We start from the raw sequence: 23007 nt of genomic DNA, 5'->3' as shown, positions 1-23007 counted from the left end.
TTAGAAGCCCAGGCGGTCGCGCAGGCTGTAGTACCAGGCGCCCAGGGCGCTGAACGGTACGCGCAGCAGTTGGCCACCCGGGAACGGGTAGTGCGGCAGCTCGGCGAAGGCGTCGAAACGCTCGGCCTGGCCACGCAGGGCTTCGGCCAGCACTTTGCCCGCCAGGTGGGTGTAGGTGACGCCGTGGCCACTGCAACCCTGGGAGTAATAGATGTTGTCGCCCAGGCGGCCCACTTGCGGCAGGCGCGACAGGGTCAGCAGGAAGTTGCCGGTCCAGGCGTAGTCGATCTTCACGTCCTTGAGCTGCGGGAAAGCCTTGAGCATTTTCGGGCGGATGATCGCTTCGATGTTGGCCGGGTCACGGGCGCCGTACACCACGCCACCGCCGAAGATCAGGCGCTTGTCGCCGGTCAGGCGGTAGTAGTCGAGCAGGTAGTTGCAGTCTTCGACGCAGTAGTCTTGCGGCAGCAGGCTGCGCGCCAGGTCTTCGCCCAGTGGCTCAGTGGTGATCACCTGGGTGCCGCACGGCATCGACTTGGCCGCCAGTTCCGGCACCAGGCCGCCGAGGTAGGCGTTACCGGCAACGATGATGAACTTGGCGCGCACTTTACCTTGTGGGGTGTGCACCACCGGGTTGGCGCCGCGCTCGATGCGGATGGCGGGTGATTGTTCGTAGATCTTGCCGCCCAGCGACTCGACTGCGGCGGCTTCGCCCAGGGCCAGGTTCAGCGGGTGGATGTGGCCGCCGCTCATGTCGAGCATGCCGCCGATGTACTGGTCGCAGTCGACCACTTCACGGATGCGCTTCTGGTCCATCAGCTCCAGCTGGGTGTGGCCGAAGCGTTCCCACAGGCGCTTTTGCGATTCCAGGTGGCCCATCTGCTTGGCGGTCAGGGCGGCGAATACGCCACCGTCTTTGAGGTCGCACTGAATGTTGTATTTGGCCACGCGCTCACGGATGATGCGCCCGCCCTCGAACGCCATGTGGCCCAGCAGTTGCGCCTGCTTGGGGCCGACGGTACGTTCGATGACGTCGATGTCGCGGCTATAGCTGTTGACGATCTGGCCGCCGTTGCGGCCCGAGGCGCCGAAACCGACCTTGGCGGCTTCGAGCACGGTAACCTTGAAACCGCTCTCAAGCAGGAACAGGGCGCTGGACAAGCCGGTGTAGCCGGCACCGATCACGCAGACATCGGTCTGTACCTCTTCCTGCAGCGCCGGGCGCGGCGGAACCGGATTGGCCGATGCGGCGTAGTAGGACTGAGGGTAGGGGGTATTGGCCATGCTGCGAAACCTCTGTTTTATATTTTTTACGACTGTACCGATGCTATCAATAATAATAAACACCCGCTAGTCGTGTGTTGAAAATCCTTTACCCCGGGTTTTCGCAAATACTTTTGTTATTCAGTGGCTTAGCGTTAAAAAAAGAGTTGACACTGTTCGTCGATTGCGTAGAATGCGCCCCACAGCAGGCACATAGCTCAGTTGGTTAGAGCACCACCTTGACATGGTGGGGGTCGTTGGTTCGAATCCAATTGTGCCTACCAAATCAAATCCGCCCCTGCTGGCGGTACACAAAAAGGCGATCCGCAAGGGTCGCCTTTTTTGTTTCTGGGCAATTTTGCCTGGCAAAGCAAAGCTGCTGATTTTTTTATGAAATTTCGCTTTACGAAGGTTAAAGACCTGCGTATTATGCGCCCCACAGCAGGCACATAGCTCAGTTGGTTAGAGCACCACCTTGACATGGTGGGGGTCGTTGGTTCGAATCCAATTGTGCCTACCAAACAAATCCACACTGCTGTGTGGTAACAAAAAGGGCGATCCGCAAGGGTCGCCCTTTTTGCATTTCAGCTGTAGGAGCGGGCTTGCCCCGCGATAGGGCCCTAAAGGCCAGCCAAGAATGCTAAAATCCGCCGCTTGCATTCAGGAGATAGACGCGTGCGCAAAGTGGCGGTGGTAATGGCGGTGCTGGCTCTGGCCGGTTGCGAGAACGAAGTCGAAGGCGTGCACAAGCAGGTGGCCGAACACCTGCAGAACCCCAAGACAGCCAAGTTCGCCAACGTGCGAATCGACCAGCTAGGCACCATTTGCGGCCAGGTGCGCGGCAAAGACGACGCCGGCGCCTTTGTGCCGTACCGCAGCTACGTAGCCCTCAAGCAGGCCAGCGGCTATGAAGTCATCATCGCCGAGCAGGGCAGCAACCTGCGTATTCGTGAGCAGTGCGGCGGTGCCGACCTGCAGCGCGCCGCCGATGCTGCGGCCGACCAGCCTGCGCCACAAGGCTGGGATGTCGAGATCGTCCAGGGTGCGAACATGGGCGCCCTGAGTGACATGACCGCACGCCTGATCGAAAAACAGATCCCGTCCTCGGTGGTCTACCGCAACGGCAAGCCGGTGGTGCTGCTCGGCCCTTATCCGGACAAGGCTCAAGCCGAGGCTCAGCAAGCCGACGTCATGGCGCGCCTGGGCACCGACTCGATCGTCATCCAGCACGACGTCCCGCGCTAGCCAGCGGCTTCAAGCACCTCGTACACTGGCGGCTCATACGCAAGGAGAGCCGTCATGAGTGATTCATCCGCCGCCATTACCCTGCAGCGTTGTACCGAACAGCATGTCGAGGGCCTGACCGCGCTGTACAACGACCCGCGGGTGGCGCGTCAGGTGCTGCAGATGCCTTACCAGTCAGCGGAGATCTGGCGCAAGCGACTGAGCCTGGACAACGAACGGATGCTGTTTCTGGTGGCGCTTCACCAGGGCGAAGTCATCGGCAGTTGCTCGCTGGAACAATACGCCCGCATCCGCCGTGCCCACTGTGGCGGGATCGGCATGGGCGTGGCGCCCGCCTGGCAAGGCCAGGGTGTCGGCAGCCGGCTGCTTGAGGCGGTGCTGGAGGTGGCCGACAACTGGATGGGCCTGCAGCGGGTCGAGTTGACCGTGTACACCGACAATCAACCGGCGCTTGCCTTGTACAAGCGCTTCGGCTTTGCGGTGGAAGGTCAATTGATTGACTATGCTATGCGTGACGGTGAGTTGATCGATGTTTACAGCATGGCGCGTCTGCGACGACATCAATGCTGAGCAGGAGGGCCATATGTCTACGCTGGAGCGGGCCATTGCGGTGGCGGCGAGGGCACATGAGGGGCAGCACGACAAAGGCGGGGCAGCTTATATCCTGCATCCGTTGCGGGTGATGCTCAGGGTCTCGACGCCCGAGCAGCGCATTGTCGCGGTGCTCCACGATGTGCTCGAGGATTCGCCGATGACGCTCTCGGACCTGGCCCGCGAAGGCTTTGCCCTGAAGATTCTCGCTGCGGTGCAGGCGCTAAGCCGGCGCGATGACGAAAGCTACGAAGCGTTCGTTGTGCGTGTCGGTGATGATCCGCTGGCGCGTGTGGTCAAGCTGGCCGATCTTGCCGACAACAGCGACCTGTCGCGCATTGCCGTTCCCGGCCCCGACGACATCGCCCGCCTGGCCCGTTACCAGCAGGCCAGCGCCTACCTGCAGGCGCTGGCCTGAGCCTCAACCGCAAGCGCTGAGGTTCACCGGGCCGACGAACTCGTTGCCGTGGCCCATCACACAGGCCACCCGTTGGTTGCGCTGGCGTTCCCAGGGCTGCGGCGGGTAGGTCTTGTTCCAGGCTTCGTACAGCTGGCGGTCCTGTTTGGACAGCTTGAGGCTGTACTGCTTGCTCATATAGAAGTAGGTGCGCGCGATCATCCCGCGAATCGACGGCCGCGGCATGACCTTCTTGGCCTTGAAGTCCACCTGGGTCAGGCACGAACCGTATTGCCCGCGCTGCTCGGGCAGCCAGCCGAAGCTGAAGTTGCTGCGATCGCCATTGACCTCGCCAATGCTCGGCACCAGGTTGTGCAGGTCGGCCTCGGCGCGCTGGTAGACCTTGTCGTTGCGCGAGCAGTTCTTGCGCCCGCCGCTTTGCCAGCACTGGCGCTGATGGCCGATCTGCCAGGCGGGGACGATATGCTCCCATTCGATGCGCGAGGCGCGGTTGGCATTTTTGCGCGGCACATAACCGCAGGCCTGCAAATCGACCTTGTTACCGGTGTACTTGCAGCCGCAGTAGAACTCGGTGGACTGCGGAGCATACAGGCGCCAGGCGACCTTCTTGGCTTCGCTGAAGGTACGTGGTGCATCGGCGTGGGCGGTGGTGACACTGAACAACAGGCAAGCTACTGCAAAAACCGGAAATCTCATGCGCTTTCAATCTTCCTTCGGCACAACCCAGAAAATCTGCACGCCACCGTCGTCGCGGTAGGCGAGGGTGACGTTGTCGTTCTCGGCGATTTCCTCGAGCAGGGTCGCCCAGTCTTCAGGCGATTCGTGCTCCAGGCGGAAGATCAGCGCGGCGCGGGCTTTTTGCGCGGTGGGGGCGTTGATGATTTTCTGGATGCGGATGCCCAGTTGCTCGTAACTGCTGGCAGGGGCGGAAGTGGTGGCCACGAAGCGTTCCTTTTTTAGCTGTATGCGCATACAGTATTTTACTGTAAGCAATTTCGCAACAGCTCGTCGGTGAAAGAGCGCATGTGACCGCAAACCGCGCGGTTTGCTGCGGTCTGTTTAAAGTATTTTTTGCGAGGGTAGGGGAGGCAGGCTTGCCCGTCCTACAGGGCGGGCAAGCGCTTTGGGTTACTGAATCAGTATTCCCAGAAGATCCGCTGCAGCTCTTTGCTGTCTTGGGTCTTGGTCAGGGCGACCATGGCCAGGATGCGGGCTTTTTGCGGGTTCAGGTCGTGAGCGACGACGTAGTCGTTCTTGTCGTCAGGCTGTTCGGCGTTGCGCAGCACGAAGCCGCCAGCATTGACGTGGGACGAGCGAATGATCTGCACGCCTTGTTTGCGCAGTTCCTGCAGGGTAGGCGCTACGCGGGACGATACCGAGCCATTGCCGGTGCCAGCGTGGATGATCGCCTTGGCGCCATTTTGCGCCAGCGACTTGTAGGCGGTATCAGTGACGTTGCCATAGCCGTAGGCGATGTCCACGGCAGGCAGGCTGCTGATTTTCTTGATGTCGAATTCCGAATCGGCGGTGTGACGCTTGGCCGGCAGGCGGAACCAGTAGGATTTACCTTCCACGACCATGCCCAGCGGGCCCCATTGGCTCTTGAAGGCTTCGGTCTTGATGTTCACGGCCTTGCTGACGTCACGGCCCGACTGAATCTCGTCGTTCATGGTGACCAGCACGCCTTTGCCGCGCGAATCCTTGTTGCTGGCAACGGCCACGGCGTTGTACAGGTTGAGCATGCCGTCAGCCGACATGGCGGTACCTGGGCGCATGGAGCCGACCACGACGATTGGCTTGTCGGTTTTTTCGACCAGGTTGAGGAAGTAGGCGGTCTCTTCCAGGGTATCGGTACCGTGGGTGATGACGATGCCGTCGACGTCCTTGCTCTCGGCCAGTTCCGCAACGCGCTTGCCCAGTTGCAGCAGGTTTTCGTTGCTGATGCTTTCGGAAGCGATCTGCAGCACTTGTTCGCCGCGCACGTTAGCCAGGGTGGCCAGTTCCGGAACGCCGGCGATCAGCTTGTCGACACCGACTTTGGCGGCCTGGTAGGTCGCGCTGTTGGCGGTGCTGGCGCCGGCGCCGGCAATGGTGCCGCCGGTGGCGAGGATCACCACGTTGGCGAGTTTCTGTTGGTTTTCGACTTCCTTGGCGTTGACGCCTGCGGGCATTAACAGCAGCAGGGCCATAGCGCCCGGAACGAAGGAATTAAGCGCAGCTTTCATCGTTGATTTCTCTTCTGGCTGGAGTTTGCTGTGTAACGCGCTCAAGGGAGCAGGTTTCATACCAGAACTGCCGCTCGTCGGTTTTCATCTTGATTCTATTGATTTTCATGGGCTTAGAAGAGTCGGTGATGCGCGGACGGAGCATTTTCCTATTCGGAATTCCGAATATTGTGTACAAGAGGTGTTCGGTTTTCCGGTTGTTTTTAGGATAATTCCTACGAGCACTGACCAGGTGGTCTCCGGCAGCGAATTTGACAAAACCGGGTGACGTTCTCATAGTGAGTTAACGCAAACGTTTGCGACCCGATAAAAATCATAAGATCCGGAGTAAACCCATGAAGCTGCCCTTTGCTGGACGCCTGCTGGCGCTCGCCGTTCTGTCCTCGCTGACCCTCGCCACCCCCTTTTCCCAAGCCCTGGCCGACGAAGCCAAGCCCAAAGTCGCGCTGGTGATGAAGTCGCTGGCCAACGAATTCTTCCTGACCATGGAAGACGGCGCCAAGGCCTACCAGAAAGACCACGCCAATGAATTCGAACTGGTGTCCAACGGCATCAAGGACGAGACCGATGCCGGCAACCAGATCCGTATCGTCGAGCAGATGATCGTCTCCGGGGTCAATGCCCTGGTCATCGCCCCGGCCGACTCCAAGGCCCTGGTGCCGGTGGTGAAAAAGGCCATGGACGCTGGCATCACCGTGATCAACATCGACAACCGCCTCGACCCCGAGGTGCTCAAGAGCAAGAACCTCAGCGTGCCGTTCGTAGGCCCCGACAACCGCAAGGGCGCACGCCTGGTCGGTGAGTACCTGGCCAAGCAGAAGCTCAAGGCCGGTGACCAGGTCGCCATCATCGAGGGCGTCTCGACCACCACCAACGCCCAGCAGCGCACCGCCGGCTTCAAGGATGCGATGCAAGCGGCGCAGATCAAGGTCGTCTCGGTGCAGTCGGGCGACTGGGAAATTGCCAAGGGCAATGCCGTCGCCGCCGCCATGCTCAACGCCAATCCTGACCTCAAAGCCCTGCTGGCCGGCAACGACAGCATGGCCCTCGGTGCGGTTTCCGCGGTGCGCGCAGCGGGCAAGGCCGGCCAGGTGCAGGTAGTCGGTTACGACAACATCAACGCCATCAAGCCGATGCTCAAGGATGGCCGCGTGCTTGCCACCGCCGACCAGTACGCCGCCAAGCAGGCAGTGTTCGGCATCGAGGCGGCGCTGAAGATGCTCAAGGGCGAAAAAGCCGACGTCGACGCCGACAACGTCATCCAGACGCCGGTCGAGCTGGTCACCCACTAAGTAGTCGCATGATGGGCGTCCGCCGTGCGGCGGGCGCCAGGAGAACAGGCAATGTCAGCGACTGCGGATGTCGTACTTTCAGTCAGCGCGATCGGCAAGACCTACGCCCAGCCGGTGCTCGGCGATATCGACCTGAGCCTGCGCCGGGGCGAAGTGCTGGCCCTGACTGGCGAAAATGGCGCGGGCAAGAGCACCCTGTCGAAGATCATCGGCGGCCTCGAAGTGCCCACCACCGGGCAGATGCTCTATCAGGGCCAGCCTTACCAACCGGGCAGCCGCGCCGCCGCCGAGCGGCTGGGCGTGCGCATGGTCATGCAGGAACTCAACCTGCTGCCAACCCTGACCGTGGCCGAGAACCTGTTTCTCGACAATTTGCCCGGGCGTGCCGGCTGGATCAACCGCAAGCGCCTGCGCCAGCTGGCGGTGGCGGCCATGGCCCAGGTCGGCCTGGACGCCATCGACCCGGATACCCCGGTCGGCGAGCTGGGCATCGGCCATCAGCAGATGGTCGAGATCGCCCGCAACCTGATCGGCGACTGCCATGTGCTGATCTTCGACGAGCCCACGGCGATGCTTACCGCCCGCGAGGTGGAGCTGCTGTTCAGCCAGATCGAGCGCTTGCAGCAGCGCGGCGTCGCCATCATTTATATCTCCCATCGCCTTGAAGAACTCAAGCGCATCGCCCAGCGCATTGCCGTGCTGCGCGATGGCAAGCTGGTGTGTGTCGTGCCGATGCAGCGTTACAACAGTGAGCAACTGGTCAACCTGATGGTCGGCCGCGAGCTGGGCGAACATATCGACCTGGGCGTGCGCAACATCGGCGCGCCGATCCTCAAGGTCAACAACCTCAGCCGTAGCGACAAGGTCAAGGCGGTGTCCTTCGACGTACGCAGCGGGGAGATTTTCGGTATCTCCGGCCTGATCGGTGCCGGGCGCACTGAGCTGCTGCGGCTGATCTACGGCGCCGACCGCGCCGACAGCGGCAGTATCGAGCTGGGTAGCCCGTTGCGCCCGGTGCGGGTCGACTCACCTGTGGCTGCAGTGCGCCAGGGCATTGCCCTGATCACCGAAGACCGCAAGGGCGAAGGCCTGCTGTTGAGTCAGTCGATCAGCGCCAATATCGCCCTGGGCAACCTGCCGGCGATTTCCCGCGCGGGCGTGGTCGACAGGGGTGCCGAGCGCGAACTGGCCGAACGGCAGATCGCCGCCATGCGCATCCGCAGTTCCAGCCCCGAGCAGGTGGTCGGCGAGTTGTCGGGCGGCAACCAGCAGAAGGTGGTGATCGGCCGCTGGCTGGAGCGCGACTGTTCAGTGCTGCTGTTCGACGAACCGACCCGCGGCATCGACGTGGGCGCCAAGTTCGACATCTACGGCCTCTTGGCCGAACTGGCGCGCCAGGGCAAGGCGCTGGTGGTGGTGTCCAGCGACCTGCGCGAGCTGATGCTGATCTGCGACCGCATCGGCGTGCTCAGCGCCGGGCGCCTGATCGACACCTTCGAGCGCGACAGCTGGACCCAGGACCAATTACTGGCCGCGGCCTTTGCCGGCTATCAGAAACGTGATGCGTTGCTGCATGAAGCGGCGCCCAGGACAACCCCATGAAAACCACGCAACTGGACACCGCCGCCCCGAGCGCCAAGCGCAGCGGCACCTACTTTGGCCTGGGTACCTACCTGGGCCTGGCCGGCGCCTTGCTGGCGATGATCGTACTGTTCTCGTTTTTGAGTAGTCACTTTCTGTCGTATGCCACCTTCAGCACCCTGGCCAACCAGATTCCCGATCTGATGGTGCTGGCGGTGGGCATGACCTTCGTGCTGATCATCGGCGGCATCGACCTGTCGGTGGGCTCGGTGCTGGCCCTGGCCGGGTCGGCGGTCAGCGTGGCGATGCTCGGCTGGGGCTGGAGCGTGATGCCCGCGGCCCTGCTCGGCATGGCGGTGGCGGCGCTGGCCGGCAGCATCACCGGTTCGATCACCGTGGCCTGGCGCATCCCGTCGTTCATTGTTTCCCTCGGCGTGCTGGAAATGGCCCGGGGCATGGCCTATCAATTGACCGATTCGCGCACCGCCTACATCGGTGATGCCTTTGCCTGGCTGTCCAACCCCCTGGCCTTTGGCGTGTCGCCGTCGTTCCTGATTGCCTTGCTGGTGATCATCCTCGCCCAACTGGTACTCACGCGCACGGTGTTCGGCCGCTACCTGATCGGTATCGGCACCAACGAAAAAGCAGTGCGCCTGGCCGGTATCGATCCGCGCCCCTACAAGATCCTGGTGTTCTCGTTGATGGGCCTGCTCGCGGGCCTCGCCGCGCTGTTCCAGATTTCCCGCCTGGAGGCCGCCGACCCCAATGCCGGCTCCGGCTTGGAGCTGCAGGTGATCGCCGCGGTGGTGATCGGCGGCACCAGCCTGATGGGCGGGCGCGGTTCGGTGATCAGCACCTTTTTCGGCGTGCTGATCATCTCGGTGCTGGCCGCAGGCCTGGCGCAAATCGGCGCCTCGGAACCGACCAAGCGCATCATCACCGGGGCGGTGATCGTCATCGCCGTGGTCCTCGACACTTACCGCAGCCGGCGCGCGCGCAGGCGGAACTGAAACAATGGCTACCATCAAAGATGTCGCGGCACTGGCGGGGATTTCCTACACCACCGTGTCCCATGTACTGAACAAGACCCGCCCGGTCAGTGAGCCGGTGCGCCTCAAGGTCGAGGCGGCCATTGCCGAGCTCGACTACGTGCCCAGCGCCGTGGCCCGCTCGCTCAAGGCGCGCAGCACCGCAACCATCGGCCTGCTGGTGCCCAACAGCGTCAACCCGTACTTCGCCGAACTGGCCCGGGGGATCGAGGACGGCTGCGAGCGCAACGGCTACTGCGTGATCCTCTGCAACTCCGACGACAACCCGCAAAAGCAGCGCAGCTATCTGCGCGTTCTGCTGGAAAAGCGCATTGATGGCCTGATCGTTGCCTCGGTCGGCGAAGACCGCGACCTGCTCGACAGCCTGGCCAGCGTGCGCACGCCGATGGTCATCGTCGACCGCGCCCTGGAGGGCGTGGCCGCCGACCTGGTACGCATCGACCATGAGCAGGGTGCTTACCTGGCCACCCGGCACCTGCTGGACCTGGGCCATCGCGACATCGCCTGCATCGGCGGCCCGGCCAGCACCAGCGTTGCCCAGTTGCGCCTGGCCGGTTTCCATCGGGCGCTGGCCGAGGCCGGCGTTACTCCACGTCAGGACTGGCTGCTGAGCAGTGATTTCACCAGCCTCGGCGGTTATGCCGCGGCGGCGCTGCTGCTCGAAGGCGAGCGGCCGACGGCGATCTTCGCTGGCAACGACATGATCGGCATCGGTGTATTGCGCGCCGCTGCCGAACGCAACATCTGCGTGCCCAGCGAGCTGTCGGTGATCGGCTTCGACGATATCCAGATCAGCCAGTACGTGTTCCCGGCGTTGACCACCGTCGGCCAGTCGATCCGCGAGCTCGGTGAAAACGCCGCCGAACTGCTGCTGCGGCGTATTGCCGAACCGCTGCGCGGCGCGCCGGAGCAGCGCATTGTCGCGCCGAGCATCGTCCTGCGTGAGTCGACTGCGCCGCGCCCCGACCTTTTCAATGATTACCGCTGAGAACGAGCCCGCACATGCACGCCAATGTAGTAGTGGTAGGTAGCCTGAACATGGACCTAGTAACGCGCGCCCAGCGCTTGCCGCGCGGCGGCGAAACGCTGGTGGGTGAAACCTTCGTCACGGTGCCCGGTGGCAAGGGGGCCAACCAGGCGGTGGCGGCGGCGCGCCTGGGGGCGCAGGTGGCGATGGTCGGCTGCGTCGGTGACGATGCCTATGGCCAGCAATTGCGTCAGGCCCTGGCCGATGAACAGATCGACTGCCAGGCGGTGGGCGTTGCTGCCGGTGTGTCCAGTGGCGTGGCGCTGATCGTGGTGGATGCCGCCAGCCAGAACGCCATCGTCATCATTGCCGGTGGTAACGGCCAGTTGCTGCCCGAATCAGTGCAGCGTTTTGATGCCTTGCTGCAACACGCCGACGTGATCATCTGCCAGTTGGAAGTGCCCATGGCGACCGTCGCCTACACCCTTGAACGGGGCAGGGCGCTGGGTAAAACCGTGATCCTCAATCCGGCGCCCGCCAGCGGCCCGCTGCCGGCCGAATGGTTTGCCAGCATTGACTACCTGATTCCCAATGAAAGCGAAGCCGAGGCCCTGAGCGGTGTGCCGGTCACTGACCTGGAAAGCGCCAAGGTTGCCGCCACGCGCTTGTTGGCATTGGGTGTGGGCAAGGTGATCGTTACCCTGGGGGCCCAGGGTGCGTTGTTTGCCGATGGCCAGGCGTTCAGGCATTTCTCCGCGCCGGTGGTGCAACCCGTGGACACCACGGCGGCCGGCGACACCTTTGTCGGCGGTTTCGCCGCGGCCCTGGCGCGCGGCGAAGAGGAGGGCGCAGCCATCGCCTTCGGCCAGCGCGCGGCGGCGCTGTCGGTCACCCGCGCCGGTGCGCAGCCTTCGATTCCATACCTTGCCGAGCTGCGCCCATGAAGAAGACTCCGTTGCTCAACATCGCCTTGTCGCGCCTGATCGCCTCCCTTGGCCATGGTGACATCCTGCTGATCGGCGACGCCGGCCTGCCGGTGCCGCCGGGGGTGGAACTGATCGACCTGGCGTTGACGCCGGGTGTTCCTGATTTCGCCAGCACCCTGCGGGTGGTGCTGAGTGAAATGCAGGTCGAAAGCCACGTGCTGGCGAACGAAATCCTCCAGCATCAGCCGCCGGGCCTGGCAACGGTCGAACAGTTGGCGGCCCAGGGCGAGTTGGGCGCCCGGCGCTTGCTCAGCCATGACGAGTTCAAGCAGTTGAGCCGCAGCGCCCGCGCTATCGTACGCACCGGTGAGTGCCAGCCCTACAGCAACATTGCGCTGGTTGCCGGGGTGACCTTCTAGCGCTTTTCCCTCTGACCATAAGGACGTGTCTTATGTTGAGCTGTGCCAAACGATTGCTCCAAGGAGTACTGCTGATGTCCATGCTGTCGGCTGGCGCCCAAGCCGCGCCCATTGACCTGATTATTGATACCGACCCTGGCGCCGATGATGTGGTGGCGCTGTTCCTGGCCATGGCTTCGCCTGATGAGTTGAAAATCCGCGCCATCACCACTGTGGCGGGCAACGTGCGCCTGGAAAAGACCTCGCGCAATGCCCGCCTGGCCCGGGAGTGGGCCGGGCGCGAAGAGATTCCGGTGTATGCGGGGGCGCCCAGGCCGCTGCTGCGCACGCCGATCTACGCCGCCGACATCCACGGTGAAGAAGGTTTGCCCGGTGTCACGGTCAGCGAGCCGCAGAAGGGGCTGGCCAACGGCAATGCGGTGCGCTACCTGATCGACACCTTGAGCAGCGCCAAGCCGCACAGCATCACCGTGGCCATGCTCGGGCCGCAGACCAACCTGGCCCTGGCGCTGATCGAGGCGCCAGAAATCGTCAACGGCATCAAGGAAGTGGTGGTCATGGGCGGTGCCCACTTCAACGGCGGCAATATCACCCCGGTGGCCGAGTTCAACCTGTTCGCCGACCCCCATGCTGCCGAAGTGGTGCTCAAAAGTGGGGTCAAGCTGACCTACCTGCCGCTGGACGTCACCCACAAGGTGCTGACCAGTGAGGCCCGGCTGAAACAGATCGCCAACCTGAACAATGCGGCCAGCAAGCGCGTGGTGGATATTCTCAACGCCTACGTCAAGGCCGACATGAAGCACTATGGCATCCCAGGTGGGCCGGTGCATGACACCACGGTAATCGCTTACCTGCTTAAGCCCGAACTGTTCACGGGGCGCCAGGTATTCATGCAGGTCGACAGCCGTGATGGGCCGACCTTTGGCCAGACCATCACTGACTGGTACGGGGCCTTGAAGCAGCCGGCGAACGTCACCTGGATCGCCGACGGCGATGCCCAGGGCTTTTTCGACCTGCTCAGTAGCCGCCTGGCGCGTCTGCCGTAGCCGTATGGGCGTAACGTTCGAAGACCTGGTCGATGTAGCTGCGTGCACCGTCGTGGCCCAGGTCTTTGACCAGCAGGTCGACCGCGATCAGCATCAACTCCTCGGCGCTGGCCGGGCTGTAGGCGCTCTGGCCCTCGGGCCATTTGACCTTGATGTCGGCATCGATGGTGTGGCTTGTCATGATCAATCTCGAAAGAAAACTGCGCGCGCTGTCGGTTCAAATGCCGGGCCCTGGCGTTTGAAGGGGAGGCTGGCCTGCGCTCCGCCGATGTTTGCAGTAAATCATGGGCGCCACCTGCGGCGCACTGCGACTTAGGCATAAGCACAGGGTCGTGGCAAACTAACGGTGTTTTAGCTTGCCGGGACAGCGCAGTGCAGATCGATTTGACCAACCCCAACGACTTTACCCTCGACAACGTGCGGGCCCTGCTGGTGGCCGGAAATGGCGCGGTACACAATCAGCTGCGGGTCAGTCGCGCCGGCATTGCCTGGTTGTCCCAGGTCACCGGTGGCCGTGAGCTGGACGGCCTGGCCTTTCGTCTGGAAACCTGGGCTGCGGGCTCCGGTTGCGTCGGCCCGCAAGTGGCCGACGACGAGCGCTGGATACGGCAGGTGTACAACGCCCTGAAGAATAACTGGCCGAAACCTGCCAGTGATTACATCGATCTGTATTGAGATCGTGCAAAATCCGGTCACGATTGCACTTGGCCCTGAGCGCTCTGGCTCGGGCACAATGGCCCGGTTTTGCAACGAAAAACCAGGAGTGCTGTCACATAGGCAGCATTCAAGTATTTAAGGAGGATTCATGTTCCGCACGCGTGCATCATTGGCAAGCCTGTTGGCCGTCGCCGTACTGGCAGGTTGCAGCAGCACGGGTGGCTCTTCGTCGAAGGCCCCGGAAGACGTTGCCGCCAATACCGATGGCCGTTGCCAGGCCAGCGGCGCCGAGTTCGCCATCGGCAAGCCGGCCACCCCCGAGTTGCTAGAGCAGGCGCGCAAAGCCAGCGGCTCGCAACTGGCCCGTGTGCTCAAGCCTCACGACGTCATGACCCTGGAGTACCGCTCCGAGCGCCTGAACCTCAACGCCGACGAAAAAGGCGTGGTTACCCGCGTGAACTGTGGCTAACACGGTCTCTGTGGGAGCAACTGTCTGTGGTGGGAGCGGGCTTGCCCCGCGATGAGGCAGTGCGGCTGACACATCAGGTGGCGCCTGGATTACGGTCGCTTCGCGCCCGATCGCGGGGCAAGCCCGCTCCCACAGAGAAACGCCCTTCAGCCCCAAAATACAGGCACAAAAAAACCCGCCACAAGGACGGGTTTTTTTATTCGGTCAGATCTTACTCTGGACGAACTTGTGCAGCCTGCATGCCCTTCTGGCCTTTTTCGGCAACGAAGGAGACAGTCTGGCCTTCCTTCAGGCTTTTGAAACCGTCGGTTTCGATAGCCTTGAAGTGAACGAACAGGTCGTCGCCGCCACCTTGTGGAGTGATGAAGCCGAAGCCTTTCTCATCGTTGAACCATTTTACGGTGCCGGTTTGGCGATTAGACATGGGTGTATCTCCAGGAAACATGATTTTCAGTAGTGCGGTGTTGCCGAGGCCAACAGGGTGCACGCCGACCATCATAGTCTAATTATGGGCTTGTAGCCCCTTTTACCTTCGCAGAATGCTGATCTGGAGCAAATTAGCGATGGATAACTGGCGAAAGGCCCTATTTTTTCGGGCCGCAGACCGCTGCAATATTTTTTTGCGCGCGTTCCATTACCGCTGCATCTACGCCATCCTGCAGGGTATCCAGGTCCTTGATCTCCTTGTCGCTGAGATTTTTTTCGAGCACGTCTCCGGCGCATTTGCAGTGCTGTTCGGCTTTATCCTGTGCCAGGCCTTGCTTCTGCGCCTGCGTTACGCAGGTCGTCTGGTAGTTGGCGGGTAGCTTGCCGGCATGGGCTCCCAGCGGCAGCAGCAGGGCAGATGCAGCCGCCAGGGCCAGAAGAGACTGAAGTCGCATAACCAACACTCCTTGGGGTCGAGTCTCACAAGAGTAGGACGCTTCTCAAACTCTGAGCGGAAAAAATCCGCGCAAGTTCACCGCCAAGGCATATTTTCCGAATATTTCTGCCCAGCCGGTCAATCTGCCCGCAATCGCCCGAAAGCTTTGTGCTAGCATGCGTGGCTTGAGCTCGCCGCCGGCTTTTTCTTGCAGCTTGCGGCTTGCAGCTCCCAACTGTTTTTTTACTATTCCAGTCACTCTGGTTCGTTCCCTGGCAGGCCTTCGGGCTTCTGCCACTGTGAGGCAGGCTTTGCTTGTGCAAAGACAGGGGCGGATCGCGTACTGGCTCATCCCAACCCACGTGACCTTTGGTAGGGGTCACCACTAGGAGAGGAGGCGCCATGCCCATTATTACTCTTCCCGATGGCAGTCAACGTTCATTCGACAAGGCAGTTTCGGTTGCCGAAGTCGCCGCATCCATTGGTGCGGGCCTCGCTAAAGCCACCGTCGCCGGCAAGGTCGACGGCAAGCTGGTCGACGCCTGCGACCTGATCGAAAACGATGCCAGCCTGCAAATCATCACGCCCAAGGACGAAGAGGGGCTGGAGATCATCCGTCACTCGTGCGCCCACCTGGTCGGCCACGCGGTCAAGCAGCTGTACCCGACTGCGCGCATGGTCATCGGTCCGGTCATCGACGAAGGCTTCTATTACGACATCGCCTACGAGCGTCCTTTCACGCCCGAAGACATGGCGGCGATCGAGCAGCGCATGCAGCAGCTGATCGACACCGAATACGACGTCATCAAGAAGGTCACGCCGCGCGCCGAAGTGATCGACGTGTTCAAGGCCCGCGGCGAAGACTACAAGCTGCGTCTGGTCGAGGACATGCCGGATGAACAGGCCATGGGCCTGTACTACCACGAAGAATACGTCGACATGTGCCGCGGCCCGCACGTGCCGAACACCCGTTTCCTGAAATCCTTCAAGCTGACCAAGCTGTCCGGCGCCTACTGGCGCGGCGACGCTAAAAACGAGCAGTTGCAGCGCGTGTACGGCACCGCCTGGGCCGACAAGAAGCAGCTGGCTGCTTACATTCAGCGCATCGAAGAAGCCGAAAAACGCGACCACCGTAAAATCGGCAAGCGCCTGGGCCTGTTCCACCTCCAGGAAGAAGCGCCGGGCATGGTGTTCTGGCACCCGAACGGCTGGACCCTGTACCAGGTACTGGAACAGTACATGCGCAAGGTGCAGCGCGAGAACGGCTACCTGGAGATCAAGACTCCGCAGGTTGTTGACCGTTCGCTGTGGGAAAAGTCTGGCCACTGGGCCAACTACGCCGACAACATGTTCACCACCCAGTCGGAAAACCGCGACTACGCCATCAAGCCGATGAACTGCCCATGCCACGTGCAGGTGTTCAACCAGGGCCTGAAGAGCTACCGCGAGCTGCCGCTGCGTCTGGCCGAGTTCGGTGCCTGCCACCGTAACGAGCCGTCGGGTGCGCTGCACGGCATCATGCGTGTACGTGGCTTCACCCAGGACGACGCGCACATCTTCTGCACCGAAGAGCAGATGCAGTCCGAATCCGCCGCGTTCATCAAGCTGACCATGGATGTCTACGCCGACTTCGGCTTCAAGGACATCGAAATGAAGCTCTCGACCCGCCCTGAAAAGCGCGTCGGTTCCGATGAGCTGTGGGATCGCGCCGAAGCCGCACTGGCCGCCGCCCTCGACAGCGCCGGCCTGCCGTACGACCTGCAGCCGGGCGAAGGTGCCTTCTACGGGCCGAAGATCGAGTTCTCGCTGAAGGATTGCCTGGGTCGCGTGTGGCAGTGTGGTACCCTGCAGCTCGACTTCAACCTGCCGATCCGTCTGGGCGCCGAATTCGTCTCCGAAGACAACGGCCGCAAGCATCCGGTGATGCTGCACCGTGCAATCCTCGGTTCGTTCGAGCGTTTCGTCGGAATTCTCATCGAGCATTACGAAGGTGCATTCCCGGCCTGGCTCGCGCCAACCCAGGCGGTGATCATGAATATCACCGACAAGCAGGCCGAATTCGCCCAGAATGTTGAAAAAACTCTCAATGAAAGCGGGTTCCGTGCCAAGTCCGACTTGAGAAATGAGAAAATCGGCTTTAAAATCCGCGAGCATACTTTGCTCAAGGTCCCTTACCTTTTGGTTATAGGGGATCGCGAAGTCGAAACGCAAACCGTCGCTGTGCGTACTCGTGAAGGCGCTGACCTGGGCTCGATGCCCGTCGCTCAATTCGCTGAATTCCTCGCTCAAGCGGTTTCCCGGCGTGGTCGCCAAGAATCGGAGTAATTACTATTAAGCGTGAAATGAGAAACGATAAACGAGCTGCACCGAAGGCCCCGATCAACGAGAATATCTCGGCACGCGAGGTTCGGTTAATTGGCGCTGACGGCGAGCAGATTGGCATCGTCTCGATTGATGAAGCGCTTCGTATCGCTGAAGAAGCGAAGCTGGACCTGGTAGAGATCTCTGCCGACGCAGTACCGCCTGTCTGCAAAGTCATGGACTACGGCAAGCACCTCTTCGAAAAGAAGAAGCAAGCCAACGAGGCCAAGAAGAATCAGAAGCAGGTCCAGATTAAAGAAATCAAGTTTCGTCCAGGGACGGAGGAGGGGGATTACCAGGTAAAACTACGCAACCTGGTACGTTTCCTGAGTGATGGGGACAGGGCCAAGATTTCCTTGAGATTTCGCGGTCGTGAGATGGCCCACCAGGAGCTGGGTATGGAACTGTTGAAGCGGGTCGAAACTGACCTTTTGGAATACGGTTCCGTCGAACAGCATCCTAAGATGGAAGGACGCCAGCTGATCATGGTCATCGCACCCAAGAAAAAGAAATAACCACCAGGGCACGGCAGGCCTTGCGGTTATGTTTATCAACTGAATGCGGAGTATCCGAACATGCCAAAAATGAAAACCAAAAGCGGTGCAGCGAAGCGTTTCTTGAAAACCGCTTCGGGCTTCAAGCACAAGCACGCTTTCAAGAGCCACATCCTGACCAAAATGTCGACCAAGCGTAAGCGTCAACTGCGTGGTAGCAGCCTGCTGCACCCGTCGGACGTTGCAAAAGTCGAGCGCATGCTGCGCGTACGTTAATTTCGGTCAAAGATTAGAGGAAGTTACTCATGGCTCGTGTAAAGCGTGGCGTCATCGCTCGTAAGCGTCACAAGAAAATTCTGAAACTGGCTAAAGGCTACTACGGCGCTCGCTCGCGCGTATTCCGTGTTGCCAAGCAAGCGGTCATCAAGGCAGGCCAATACGCCTACCGCGACCGTCGTCAGAAAAAACGTCAGTTCCGCGCTCTGTGGATCGCTCGTATCAACGCTGGTGCGCGTATCAACGGTCTGTCCTACAGCCGCCTGATCGCTGGCCTGAAAAAAGCGTCGATCGAAATCGACCGCAAGGTTCTGGCCGATCTGGCAGTGAACGAAAAAGCGGCGTTTGCTGCGATTGTCGAGAAAGCTAAAGCCTCGCTGGCTTAAGTACCCCCGACAATCACCCGGTGTCATTTCCGGCACCTGGTGTTAAACGTCTTAATAGGGGAAGAGCCTGCGCTCTTCCCCTATTTCGTATCTGGAGTCTGTACATGGAAAACCTGGACGCGCTGGTCTCCCAAGCCCTGGAGGCCGTGGAACGCGCTGAAGACATCAATGCCCTGGAACAGATCCGGGTGCACTTCCTTGGCAAGAAAGGCGAACTGACCCAGGTGATGAAGACCCTGGGCAATCTGCCTGCCGAAGAGCGGCCAAAGGTTGGCGCGCTGATCAACGACGCCAAGGAACGCGTCACCGAGGTCCTCAACGCGCGCAAGGCGGCGTTTGAAGAGGCCGAGCTCAGCGCCCGCCTGGCTGCCGAGTGCATTGATGTAACCCTGCCGGGCCGTGGCCAGACCTCCGGTGGTCTGCATCCGATCACCCGTACCCTGGAACGCATCGAGCAGTTCTTCACCCACATCGGCTACGGCATCGCCGAAGGCCCTGAGGTCGAAGACGACTACCACAACTTCGAAGCGCTCAACATTCCCGGCCACCACCCGGCCCGGGCAATGCACGACACCTTCTATTTCAATGCCAACATGCTGCTGCGTACCCACACCTCGCCGGTGCAGGTGCGGACCATGGAGTCCACTCAGCCGCCAATCCGCATTGTCTGCCCGGGCCGCGTTTACCGCTGCGACTCGGACCTGACCCACTCGCCGATGTTCCACCAGGTCGAAGGCCTGCTGATCGATCGCGACATCAATTTTGCCGACCTCAAAGGCACCATCGAAGAATTCCTGCGGGTGTTCTTCGAAAAAGAACTGGCGGTGCGTTTCCGCCCGTCGTTCTTCCCCTTCACCGAGCCATCGGCTGAAGTCGATATCCAGTGCGTGATGTGCAGCGGCAAAGGCTGCCGTGTGTGCAAGCAAACTGGCTGGCTGGAAGTCATGGGCTGCGGCATGGTTCACCCCAACGTGCTGCGCATGTCGGGCATCGACCCCGAAGAGTTCCAGGGCTTTGCCTTCGGCATGGGCGCCGAGCGCCTGGCCATGCTGCGTTACGGCGTCAACGATTTGCGCCTGTTCTTCGACAACGACTTGCGGTTCCTTGCGCAATTTCGCTAGGTCGCGCACCCGTAACGAATCTTTCAGGAGAGCAGGATGAAATTCAGTGAAAAGTGGCTGCGCGGTTGGGTCAACCCGCAGGTATCCCGTGACGATCTGGTCGCCCGTCTGTCGATGGCCGGCCTTGAGGTCGACAGCGTCACCCCGGCCGCCGGCCAGTTCAGCGGCATCATCGTCGGTGAGGTGCTGAGCACCGAACAGCACCCCGATGCCGACAAGCTGCGCGTGTGCCAGGTCAGCAGTGGCAGCGAGACCTTCCAGGTAGTGTGCGGCGCGCCTAACGTGCGCCCTGGCCTGAAGATCCCCTTCGCCATGATCGGTGCCGAACTGCCGGGCGACTTCAAGATCAAGAAGGCCAAGCTGCGTGGCGTTGAATCCAACGGCATGCTCTGCTCGGCGGCCGAGCTGCAGATCAGCGAAGAAAACGACGGCCTGCTGGAGCTGGCTGCCGACGCCCCGGTTGGCGAAGACATTCGCGTGTACCTGGACCTGGATGACGCCAGCATCGAGATCGGCCTGACCCCGAACCGTGGCGACTGCCTGTCTGTGGCGGGCCTGGCCCGTGACGTGGGTGCCTTGTACGACGTAGCGGTGACCCGTCTGCAAGTGCCGGCCGTTGCCGCCGCCCACGACGAAGTGCGTCCGGTTGAAGTGCTGGCGCCCGCTGCCTGCCCACGCTACCTGGGCCGCGTTATCCGTAACGTCGACCTGTCCAAGCCAACTCCGCTGTGGATGGTCGAGCGTCTGCGTCGCTCCGACGTGCGCAGCATCGACGCTGCCGTCGACATCACCAACTACGTGATGCTCGAACTCGGCCAGCCGATGCACGCCTTCGATCTCGCCGAAATCAACGGCGGCATCCGCGTGCGCATGGCGGAAGAGGGCGAGAAGCTGGTATTGCTGGACGGCCAGGAAGTTACCCTGCGTCCCGACACCCTGGTGATCGCTGACCACAGCCGCGCCCTGGCCATTGCCGGCGTGATGGGTGGCGAGCACAGTGGCGTTGCCGCTGGCACCCGTGACCTCTTCCTCGAGAGCGCCTTCTTCGAGCCGATCTCCGTTGCTGGCAAGGCACGCTCCTACGGCCTGCACACCGATGCCTCGCACCGCTACGAGCGTGGCGTCGACTCGCAACTGGCGCGCGAAGCCATCGAGCGCGCAACCGCTCTGCTGCTGGAGATCGTTGGCGGCGAAGCGGGCCCGGTAATCGACGTGACCAGCGAAGCGCACCTGCCCAAGGTCGCACCGATCACCCTGCGCGCCGAGCGCCTGACCCAGATGCTGGGCATGGAAATGGCCAGCGCCGACGTCGAGCAACTGCTCAACGGCCTGGGCCTGAAAACCACCGCCGGGGAAGGGCAGTGGCAGGTCGAAGTACCTAGCCATCGCTTCGACATCAGCCTGGAAGTCGACCTGATCGAAGAACTGGCGCGCCTGTACGGCTACAACCGCCTGCCGGTACGTTACCCGCAAGCGCGCCTGGCCCCGCAGGCCAAGGCTGAAGCCCGTGGCGACCTGCCAGCCCTGCGTCGCCTGCTGGTGGCCCGTGGTTACCAGGAAGCCATCACCTACAGCTTCATCGACCCGAAACTGTTCGAACTGTTCAGCCCGGGCGTCGAGCCGCTGCTGCTGGCCAACCCGATCTCCAGCGACATGGCGGCCATGCGTGCCTCCCTGTGGCCGGGCCTGGTCAAGTCGCTGCAGCACAACCTCAATCGTCAGCAAGACCGCGTGCGCCTGTTCGAAAGCGGCCTGCGCTTCGTCGGCCAGCTGGGCGACCTCGAGCAGCAGCCAATGCTCGCCGGTGTCGTCTGCGGCAGCCGCCTGCCGGAAGGCTGGGCAAACGGTCGCGACAGCATCGACTTCTTCGACGTCAAGGCTGATGTCGAGGCGCTGCTGGGCTTCTCAGGCTCGCTGGCCGAGTTCAGCTTCGTGCCAGGCAAGCACCCGGCGCTGCACCCGGGCCAGACGGCACGCATCGAGCGTGACGGTCGCGAAGTTGGCTACCTGGGTGCCATCCACCCTGAGCTGGCCAAGACCTTGGGCCTGGACCGTCCGGTGTACGTCTTCGAGCTGGTCCTGGGTGAAGTGGCCGAAGGCCGCCTGCCGAAGTTCAGCGAGCTGTCGAAATTCCCGGAAGTGCGTCGTGACCTGGCCTTGGTGGCAGGACGTGATGTTGCTTCGAGCTCGGTGCTTGAGGTAATTCGTGACAATGCAGGCGAATGGCTCACAGACCTCAGGCTGTTTGATGTTTATCAGGGTAAAGGCATTGATCCTGATAGAAAAAGCCTGGCCGTCGGCTTGACCTGGCAGCATCCATCGCGCACTCTTAATGATGAAGAGGTGAATACTGCAACCCAGAACATCCTCACCTCGCTCGAACAAAGGTTGAACACCACGTTAAGGAAATAGCGTATGGGTGCTCTGACGAAAGCTGAGATGGCCGAACGGCTGTACGAGGAGCTGGGCCTGAACAAGCGCGAGGCCAAGGAATTGGTCGAGCTGTTCTTTGAGGAAATCAGGCACGCTCTAGAAGACAACGAGCAGGTCAAATTGTCCGGATTCGGCAATTTCGACCTGCGCGACAAGCGCCAGCGGCCGGGCCGTAACCCCAAAACCGGGGAAGAAATCCCGATCACGGCACGTCGGGTCGTCACCTTTCGTCCAGGGCAGAAGTTGAAAGCCCGAGTTGAGGCCTATGCTGGAACCAAGTCATAACGACGAGCTTCCGCCGATTCCAGGCAAACGCTACTTCACCATTGGTGAAGTGAGTGAGCTTTGCGCGGTAAAACCGCACGTGCTCCGCTACTGGGAGCAGGAATTCCCGCAACTCAACCCGGTAAAGCGCCGCGGCAACCGGCGGTACTATCAGCGCCAAGACGTGCTGATGATCCGCCAGATCCGCGCGCTGCTGTACGACCAAGGCTTCACCATCGGCGGGGCGCGCCTGCGCCTCTCTGGCGATGAAGCCAAGGACGACACCACCCAGTACAAACAACTGATCCGGCAGATGATTGTCGAGTTGGAAGACGTGTTGGTGGTGCTGAAGAAGTAACCCTTATCGGGCCCGGAATTTTGGAAAAAATGCTTCCATAATTCAAAAGGTTAGGGTACATTCTTCAACGTTCTCAGCAACCAGGGGAACATGCTTCAAGCCCAGTCGGGGCGTAGCGCAGCCCGGTAGCGCACTTGCATGGGGTGCAAGGGGTCGAGTGTTCGAATCACTCCGTCCCGACCATTATTTAGAACGACTAAGCCACCTTCGGGTGGCTTTGTTGTTTTTGGGGTAGGGCACTTTTGGTTGAATTGGCCTTGTTCAATATCCCGATTTTCTGCTCAGAATAGTTAAAGCTGGCCAC

The 23007-nt window shown here is 61.2% G+C and carries 28 protein-coding genes and 3 tRNA genes; 23 read left to right on the top strand and 8 right to left on the bottom strand.

What is annotated here, in order from left to right; translation table 11 throughout:
• Positions 1-1284, bottom strand: a complete 1284-nt coding sequence (locus UW3_RS0110750) for an NAD(P)/FAD-dependent oxidoreductase (RefSeq protein ID WP_010222437.1) — start codon at positions 1282-1284, stop codon at positions 1-3.
• Between the two features lie 186 nt (positions 1285-1470).
• Between UW3_RS0110750 and UW3_RS0110745 the strand changes: the two genes are divergently transcribed.
• From UW3_RS0110745 to UW3_RS0110725, 5 genes are all read left to right on the top strand, one after another.
• Positions 1471-1547 (top strand) — tRNA-Val (locus UW3_RS0110745).
• Positions 1548-1706: 159 nt separating this feature from the next.
• A tRNA-Val gene (locus tag UW3_RS0110740) sits at positions 1707-1783 on the top strand.
• Positions 1784-1938: 155 nt separating this feature from the next.
• Entirely contained in the window at positions 1939-2508 is a 570-nt protein-coding gene (locus UW3_RS0110735; RefSeq protein WP_010222436.1) for an SPOR domain-containing protein, read from the top strand.
• A 54-nt stretch (positions 2509-2562) separates the two neighbouring features.
• Entirely contained in the window at positions 2563-3078 is a 516-nt protein-coding gene (locus UW3_RS0110730; protein ID WP_010222435.1) for a GNAT family N-acetyltransferase, read from the top strand.
• Positions 3079-3091: 13 nt separating this feature from the next.
• Positions 3092-3517, top strand: a complete 426-nt coding sequence (locus UW3_RS0110725) for a bifunctional (p)ppGpp synthetase/guanosine-3',5'-bis(diphosphate) 3'-pyrophosphohydrolase (protein ID WP_010222434.1) — start codon at positions 3092-3094, stop codon at positions 3515-3517.
• A 3-nt stretch (positions 3518-3520) separates the two neighbouring features.
• Here UW3_RS0110725 and UW3_RS0110720 read toward each other — a convergent pair whose 3' ends face one another.
• The 3 genes from UW3_RS0110720 to UW3_RS0110710 all read right to left on the bottom strand — a co-directional run bounded on the left by UW3_RS0110720 (position 3521) and on the right by UW3_RS0110710 (position 5742).
• Entirely contained in the window at positions 3521-4213 is a 693-nt protein-coding gene (locus UW3_RS0110720; RefSeq protein WP_010222433.1) for an endonuclease, read from the bottom strand.
• 6 nt (positions 4214-4219) lie between these two features.
• Positions 4220-4489, bottom strand: a complete 270-nt coding sequence (locus UW3_RS0110715; RefSeq protein WP_026001273.1) for a DUF1654 domain-containing protein — start codon at positions 4487-4489, stop codon at positions 4220-4222.
• Between the two features lie 164 nt (positions 4490-4653).
• Positions 4654-5742 carry an asparaginase gene (locus tag UW3_RS0110710; protein WP_010222430.1) on the bottom strand — a complete coding sequence of 363 codons (1089 nt, stop codon included), beginning with the start codon at positions 5740-5742 and terminating at the stop codon, positions 4654-4656.
• A 335-nt stretch (positions 5743-6077) separates the two neighbouring features.
• Here UW3_RS0110710 and UW3_RS0110705 point away from each other — a divergent pair, with 335 nt between their 5' ends.
• From UW3_RS0110705 to UW3_RS0110675, 7 genes are all read left to right on the top strand, one after another.
• On the top strand, positions 6078-7034 hold the full coding sequence (locus UW3_RS0110705) for a sugar ABC transporter substrate-binding protein (RefSeq protein WP_010222429.1): 957 nt from the start codon (positions 6078-6080) through the stop codon (positions 7032-7034).
• 51 nt (positions 7035-7085) lie between these two features.
• Positions 7086-8636 carry a sugar ABC transporter ATP-binding protein gene (locus UW3_RS0110700; protein ID WP_010222428.1) on the top strand — a complete coding sequence of 517 codons (1551 nt, stop codon included), beginning with the start codon at positions 7086-7088 and terminating at the stop codon, positions 8634-8636.
• Positions 8633-9625, top strand: a complete 993-nt coding sequence (locus tag UW3_RS0110695; RefSeq protein ID WP_010222427.1) for an ABC transporter permease — start codon at positions 8633-8635, stop codon at positions 9623-9625. The genes UW3_RS0110700 and UW3_RS0110695 overlap by 4 nt, the downstream gene beginning before the upstream one ends.
• Before the next feature lie 4 nt (positions 9626-9629).
• Entirely contained in the window at positions 9630-10652 is a 1023-nt protein-coding gene (locus UW3_RS0110690; protein ID WP_010222426.1) for a LacI family DNA-binding transcriptional regulator, read from the top strand.
• Between the two features lie 14 nt (positions 10653-10666).
• Positions 10667-11575: a ribokinase gene (rbsK, locus tag UW3_RS0110685; protein ID WP_010222425.1), complete on the top strand. Its 909-nt coding sequence runs from the start codon at positions 10667-10669 to the stop codon at positions 11573-11575.
• Complete coding sequence (rbsD, locus tag UW3_RS0110680) at positions 11572-11976, top strand: D-ribose pyranase (protein ID WP_010222423.1); 405 nt, start codon at positions 11572-11574, stop codon at positions 11974-11976. The genes rbsK and rbsD overlap by 4 nt, the downstream gene beginning before the upstream one ends.
• A gap of 74 nt (positions 11977-12050) precedes the next feature.
• Positions 12051-13022, top strand: coding sequence for a nucleoside hydrolase (locus UW3_RS0110675; RefSeq protein ID WP_010222422.1), 972 nt, complete (start codon positions 12051-12053; stop codon positions 13020-13022).
• Here the strand turns inward: UW3_RS0110675 and UW3_RS0110670 are convergent.
• On the bottom strand, positions 12994-13203 hold the full coding sequence (locus UW3_RS0110670) for a hypothetical protein (protein WP_010222421.1): 210 nt from the start codon (positions 13201-13203) through the stop codon (positions 12994-12996). The two genes, UW3_RS0110675 and UW3_RS0110670, sit on opposite strands and share 29 nt — an antisense overlap.
• 191 nt (positions 13204-13394) lie before the next feature.
• Here UW3_RS0110670 and UW3_RS0110665 point away from each other — a divergent pair, with 191 nt between their 5' ends.
• A complete protein-coding gene (locus tag UW3_RS0110665) occupies positions 13395-13697 on the top strand; it encodes a hypothetical protein (protein WP_010222420.1) in 303 nt (100 codons plus the stop codon).
• Between the two features lie 130 nt (positions 13698-13827).
• Positions 13828-14148: an I78 family peptidase inhibitor gene (locus tag UW3_RS0110660; protein WP_010222419.1), complete on the top strand. Its 321-nt coding sequence runs from the start codon at positions 13828-13830 to the stop codon at positions 14146-14148.
• Positions 14149-14359: 211 nt separating this feature from the next.
• Here the strand turns inward: UW3_RS0110660 and UW3_RS0110655 are convergent, their stop codons facing one another.
• From UW3_RS0110655 to UW3_RS28685, 3 genes are all read right to left on the bottom strand, one after another.
• A complete protein-coding gene (locus UW3_RS0110655) occupies positions 14360-14572 on the bottom strand; it encodes a cold-shock protein (protein WP_007956027.1) in 213 nt (70 codons plus the stop codon).
• A gap of 160 nt (positions 14573-14732) precedes the next feature.
• Positions 14733-15029 (bottom strand): hypothetical protein, encoded by a 297-nt coding sequence (locus UW3_RS0110650; RefSeq protein WP_010222418.1) that lies wholly within the window; start codon positions 15027-15029, stop codon positions 14733-14735.
• A gap of 45 nt (positions 15030-15074) precedes the next feature.
• Positions 15075-15269: a hypothetical protein gene (locus UW3_RS28685; protein ID WP_145959287.1), complete on the bottom strand. Its 195-nt coding sequence runs from the start codon at positions 15267-15269 to the stop codon at positions 15075-15077.
• Positions 15270-15412: 143 nt separating this feature from the next.
• Between UW3_RS28685 and thrS the strand changes: the two genes are divergently transcribed.
• The 9 genes from thrS (at position 15413) to UW3_RS0110605 (ending at position 22886) form a co-directional block, all read left to right on the top strand.
• Positions 15413-17335, top strand: a complete 1923-nt coding sequence (thrS, locus tag UW3_RS0110645; protein WP_010222416.1) for a threonine--tRNA ligase — start codon at positions 15413-15415, stop codon at positions 17333-17335.
• Positions 17335-17886 (top strand): translation initiation factor IF-3, encoded by a 552-nt coding sequence (infC, locus tag UW3_RS0110640; protein ID WP_174242331.1) that lies wholly within the window; start codon positions 17335-17337, stop codon positions 17884-17886. The genes thrS and infC overlap by 1 nt, the downstream gene beginning before the upstream one ends.
• A gap of 60 nt (positions 17887-17946) precedes the next feature.
• Positions 17947-18141: a 50S ribosomal protein L35 gene (gene rpmI / locus UW3_RS0110635; RefSeq protein ID WP_009394045.1), complete on the top strand. Its 195-nt coding sequence runs from the start codon at positions 17947-17949 to the stop codon at positions 18139-18141.
• A 29-nt stretch (positions 18142-18170) separates the two neighbouring features.
• A complete protein-coding gene (rplT, locus tag UW3_RS0110630; RefSeq protein WP_010222414.1) occupies positions 18171-18527 on the top strand; it encodes a 50S ribosomal protein L20 in 357 nt (118 codons plus the stop codon).
• A 104-nt stretch (positions 18528-18631) separates the two neighbouring features.
• Positions 18632-19648: a phenylalanine--tRNA ligase subunit alpha gene (pheS, locus tag UW3_RS0110625; RefSeq protein WP_010222413.1), complete on the top strand. Its 1017-nt coding sequence runs from the start codon at positions 18632-18634 to the stop codon at positions 19646-19648.
• A 36-nt stretch (positions 19649-19684) separates the two neighbouring features.
• Positions 19685-22060: a phenylalanine--tRNA ligase subunit beta gene (pheT, locus tag UW3_RS0110620; RefSeq protein ID WP_010222412.1), complete on the top strand. Its 2376-nt coding sequence runs from the start codon at positions 19685-19687 to the stop codon at positions 22058-22060.
• Positions 22061-22063: 3 nt separating this feature from the next.
• Positions 22064-22366 (top strand): integration host factor subunit alpha, encoded by a 303-nt coding sequence (gene ihfA / locus UW3_RS0110615; RefSeq protein ID WP_002553164.1) that lies wholly within the window; start codon positions 22064-22066, stop codon positions 22364-22366.
• A complete protein-coding gene (locus UW3_RS0110610) occupies positions 22347-22703 on the top strand; it encodes a MerR family transcriptional regulator (protein WP_010222411.1) in 357 nt (118 codons plus the stop codon). Before ihfA ends, UW3_RS0110610 begins: the two co-directional genes overlap by 20 nt.
• Before the next feature lie 106 nt (positions 22704-22809).
• A tRNA-Pro gene (locus tag UW3_RS0110605) sits at positions 22810-22886 on the top strand.
• The last annotated feature ends 121 nt before the right edge of the window (positions 22887-23007 follow it).

It is taken from the genome of Pseudomonas donghuensis, from assembly GCF_000259195.1.
GTDB classification, from domain to species: Bacteria; Pseudomonadota; Gammaproteobacteria; order Pseudomonadales; family Pseudomonadaceae; genus Aquipseudomonas; species Aquipseudomonas donghuensis.
This window is presented reverse-complemented; position numbering and strand designations above follow the sequence as displayed.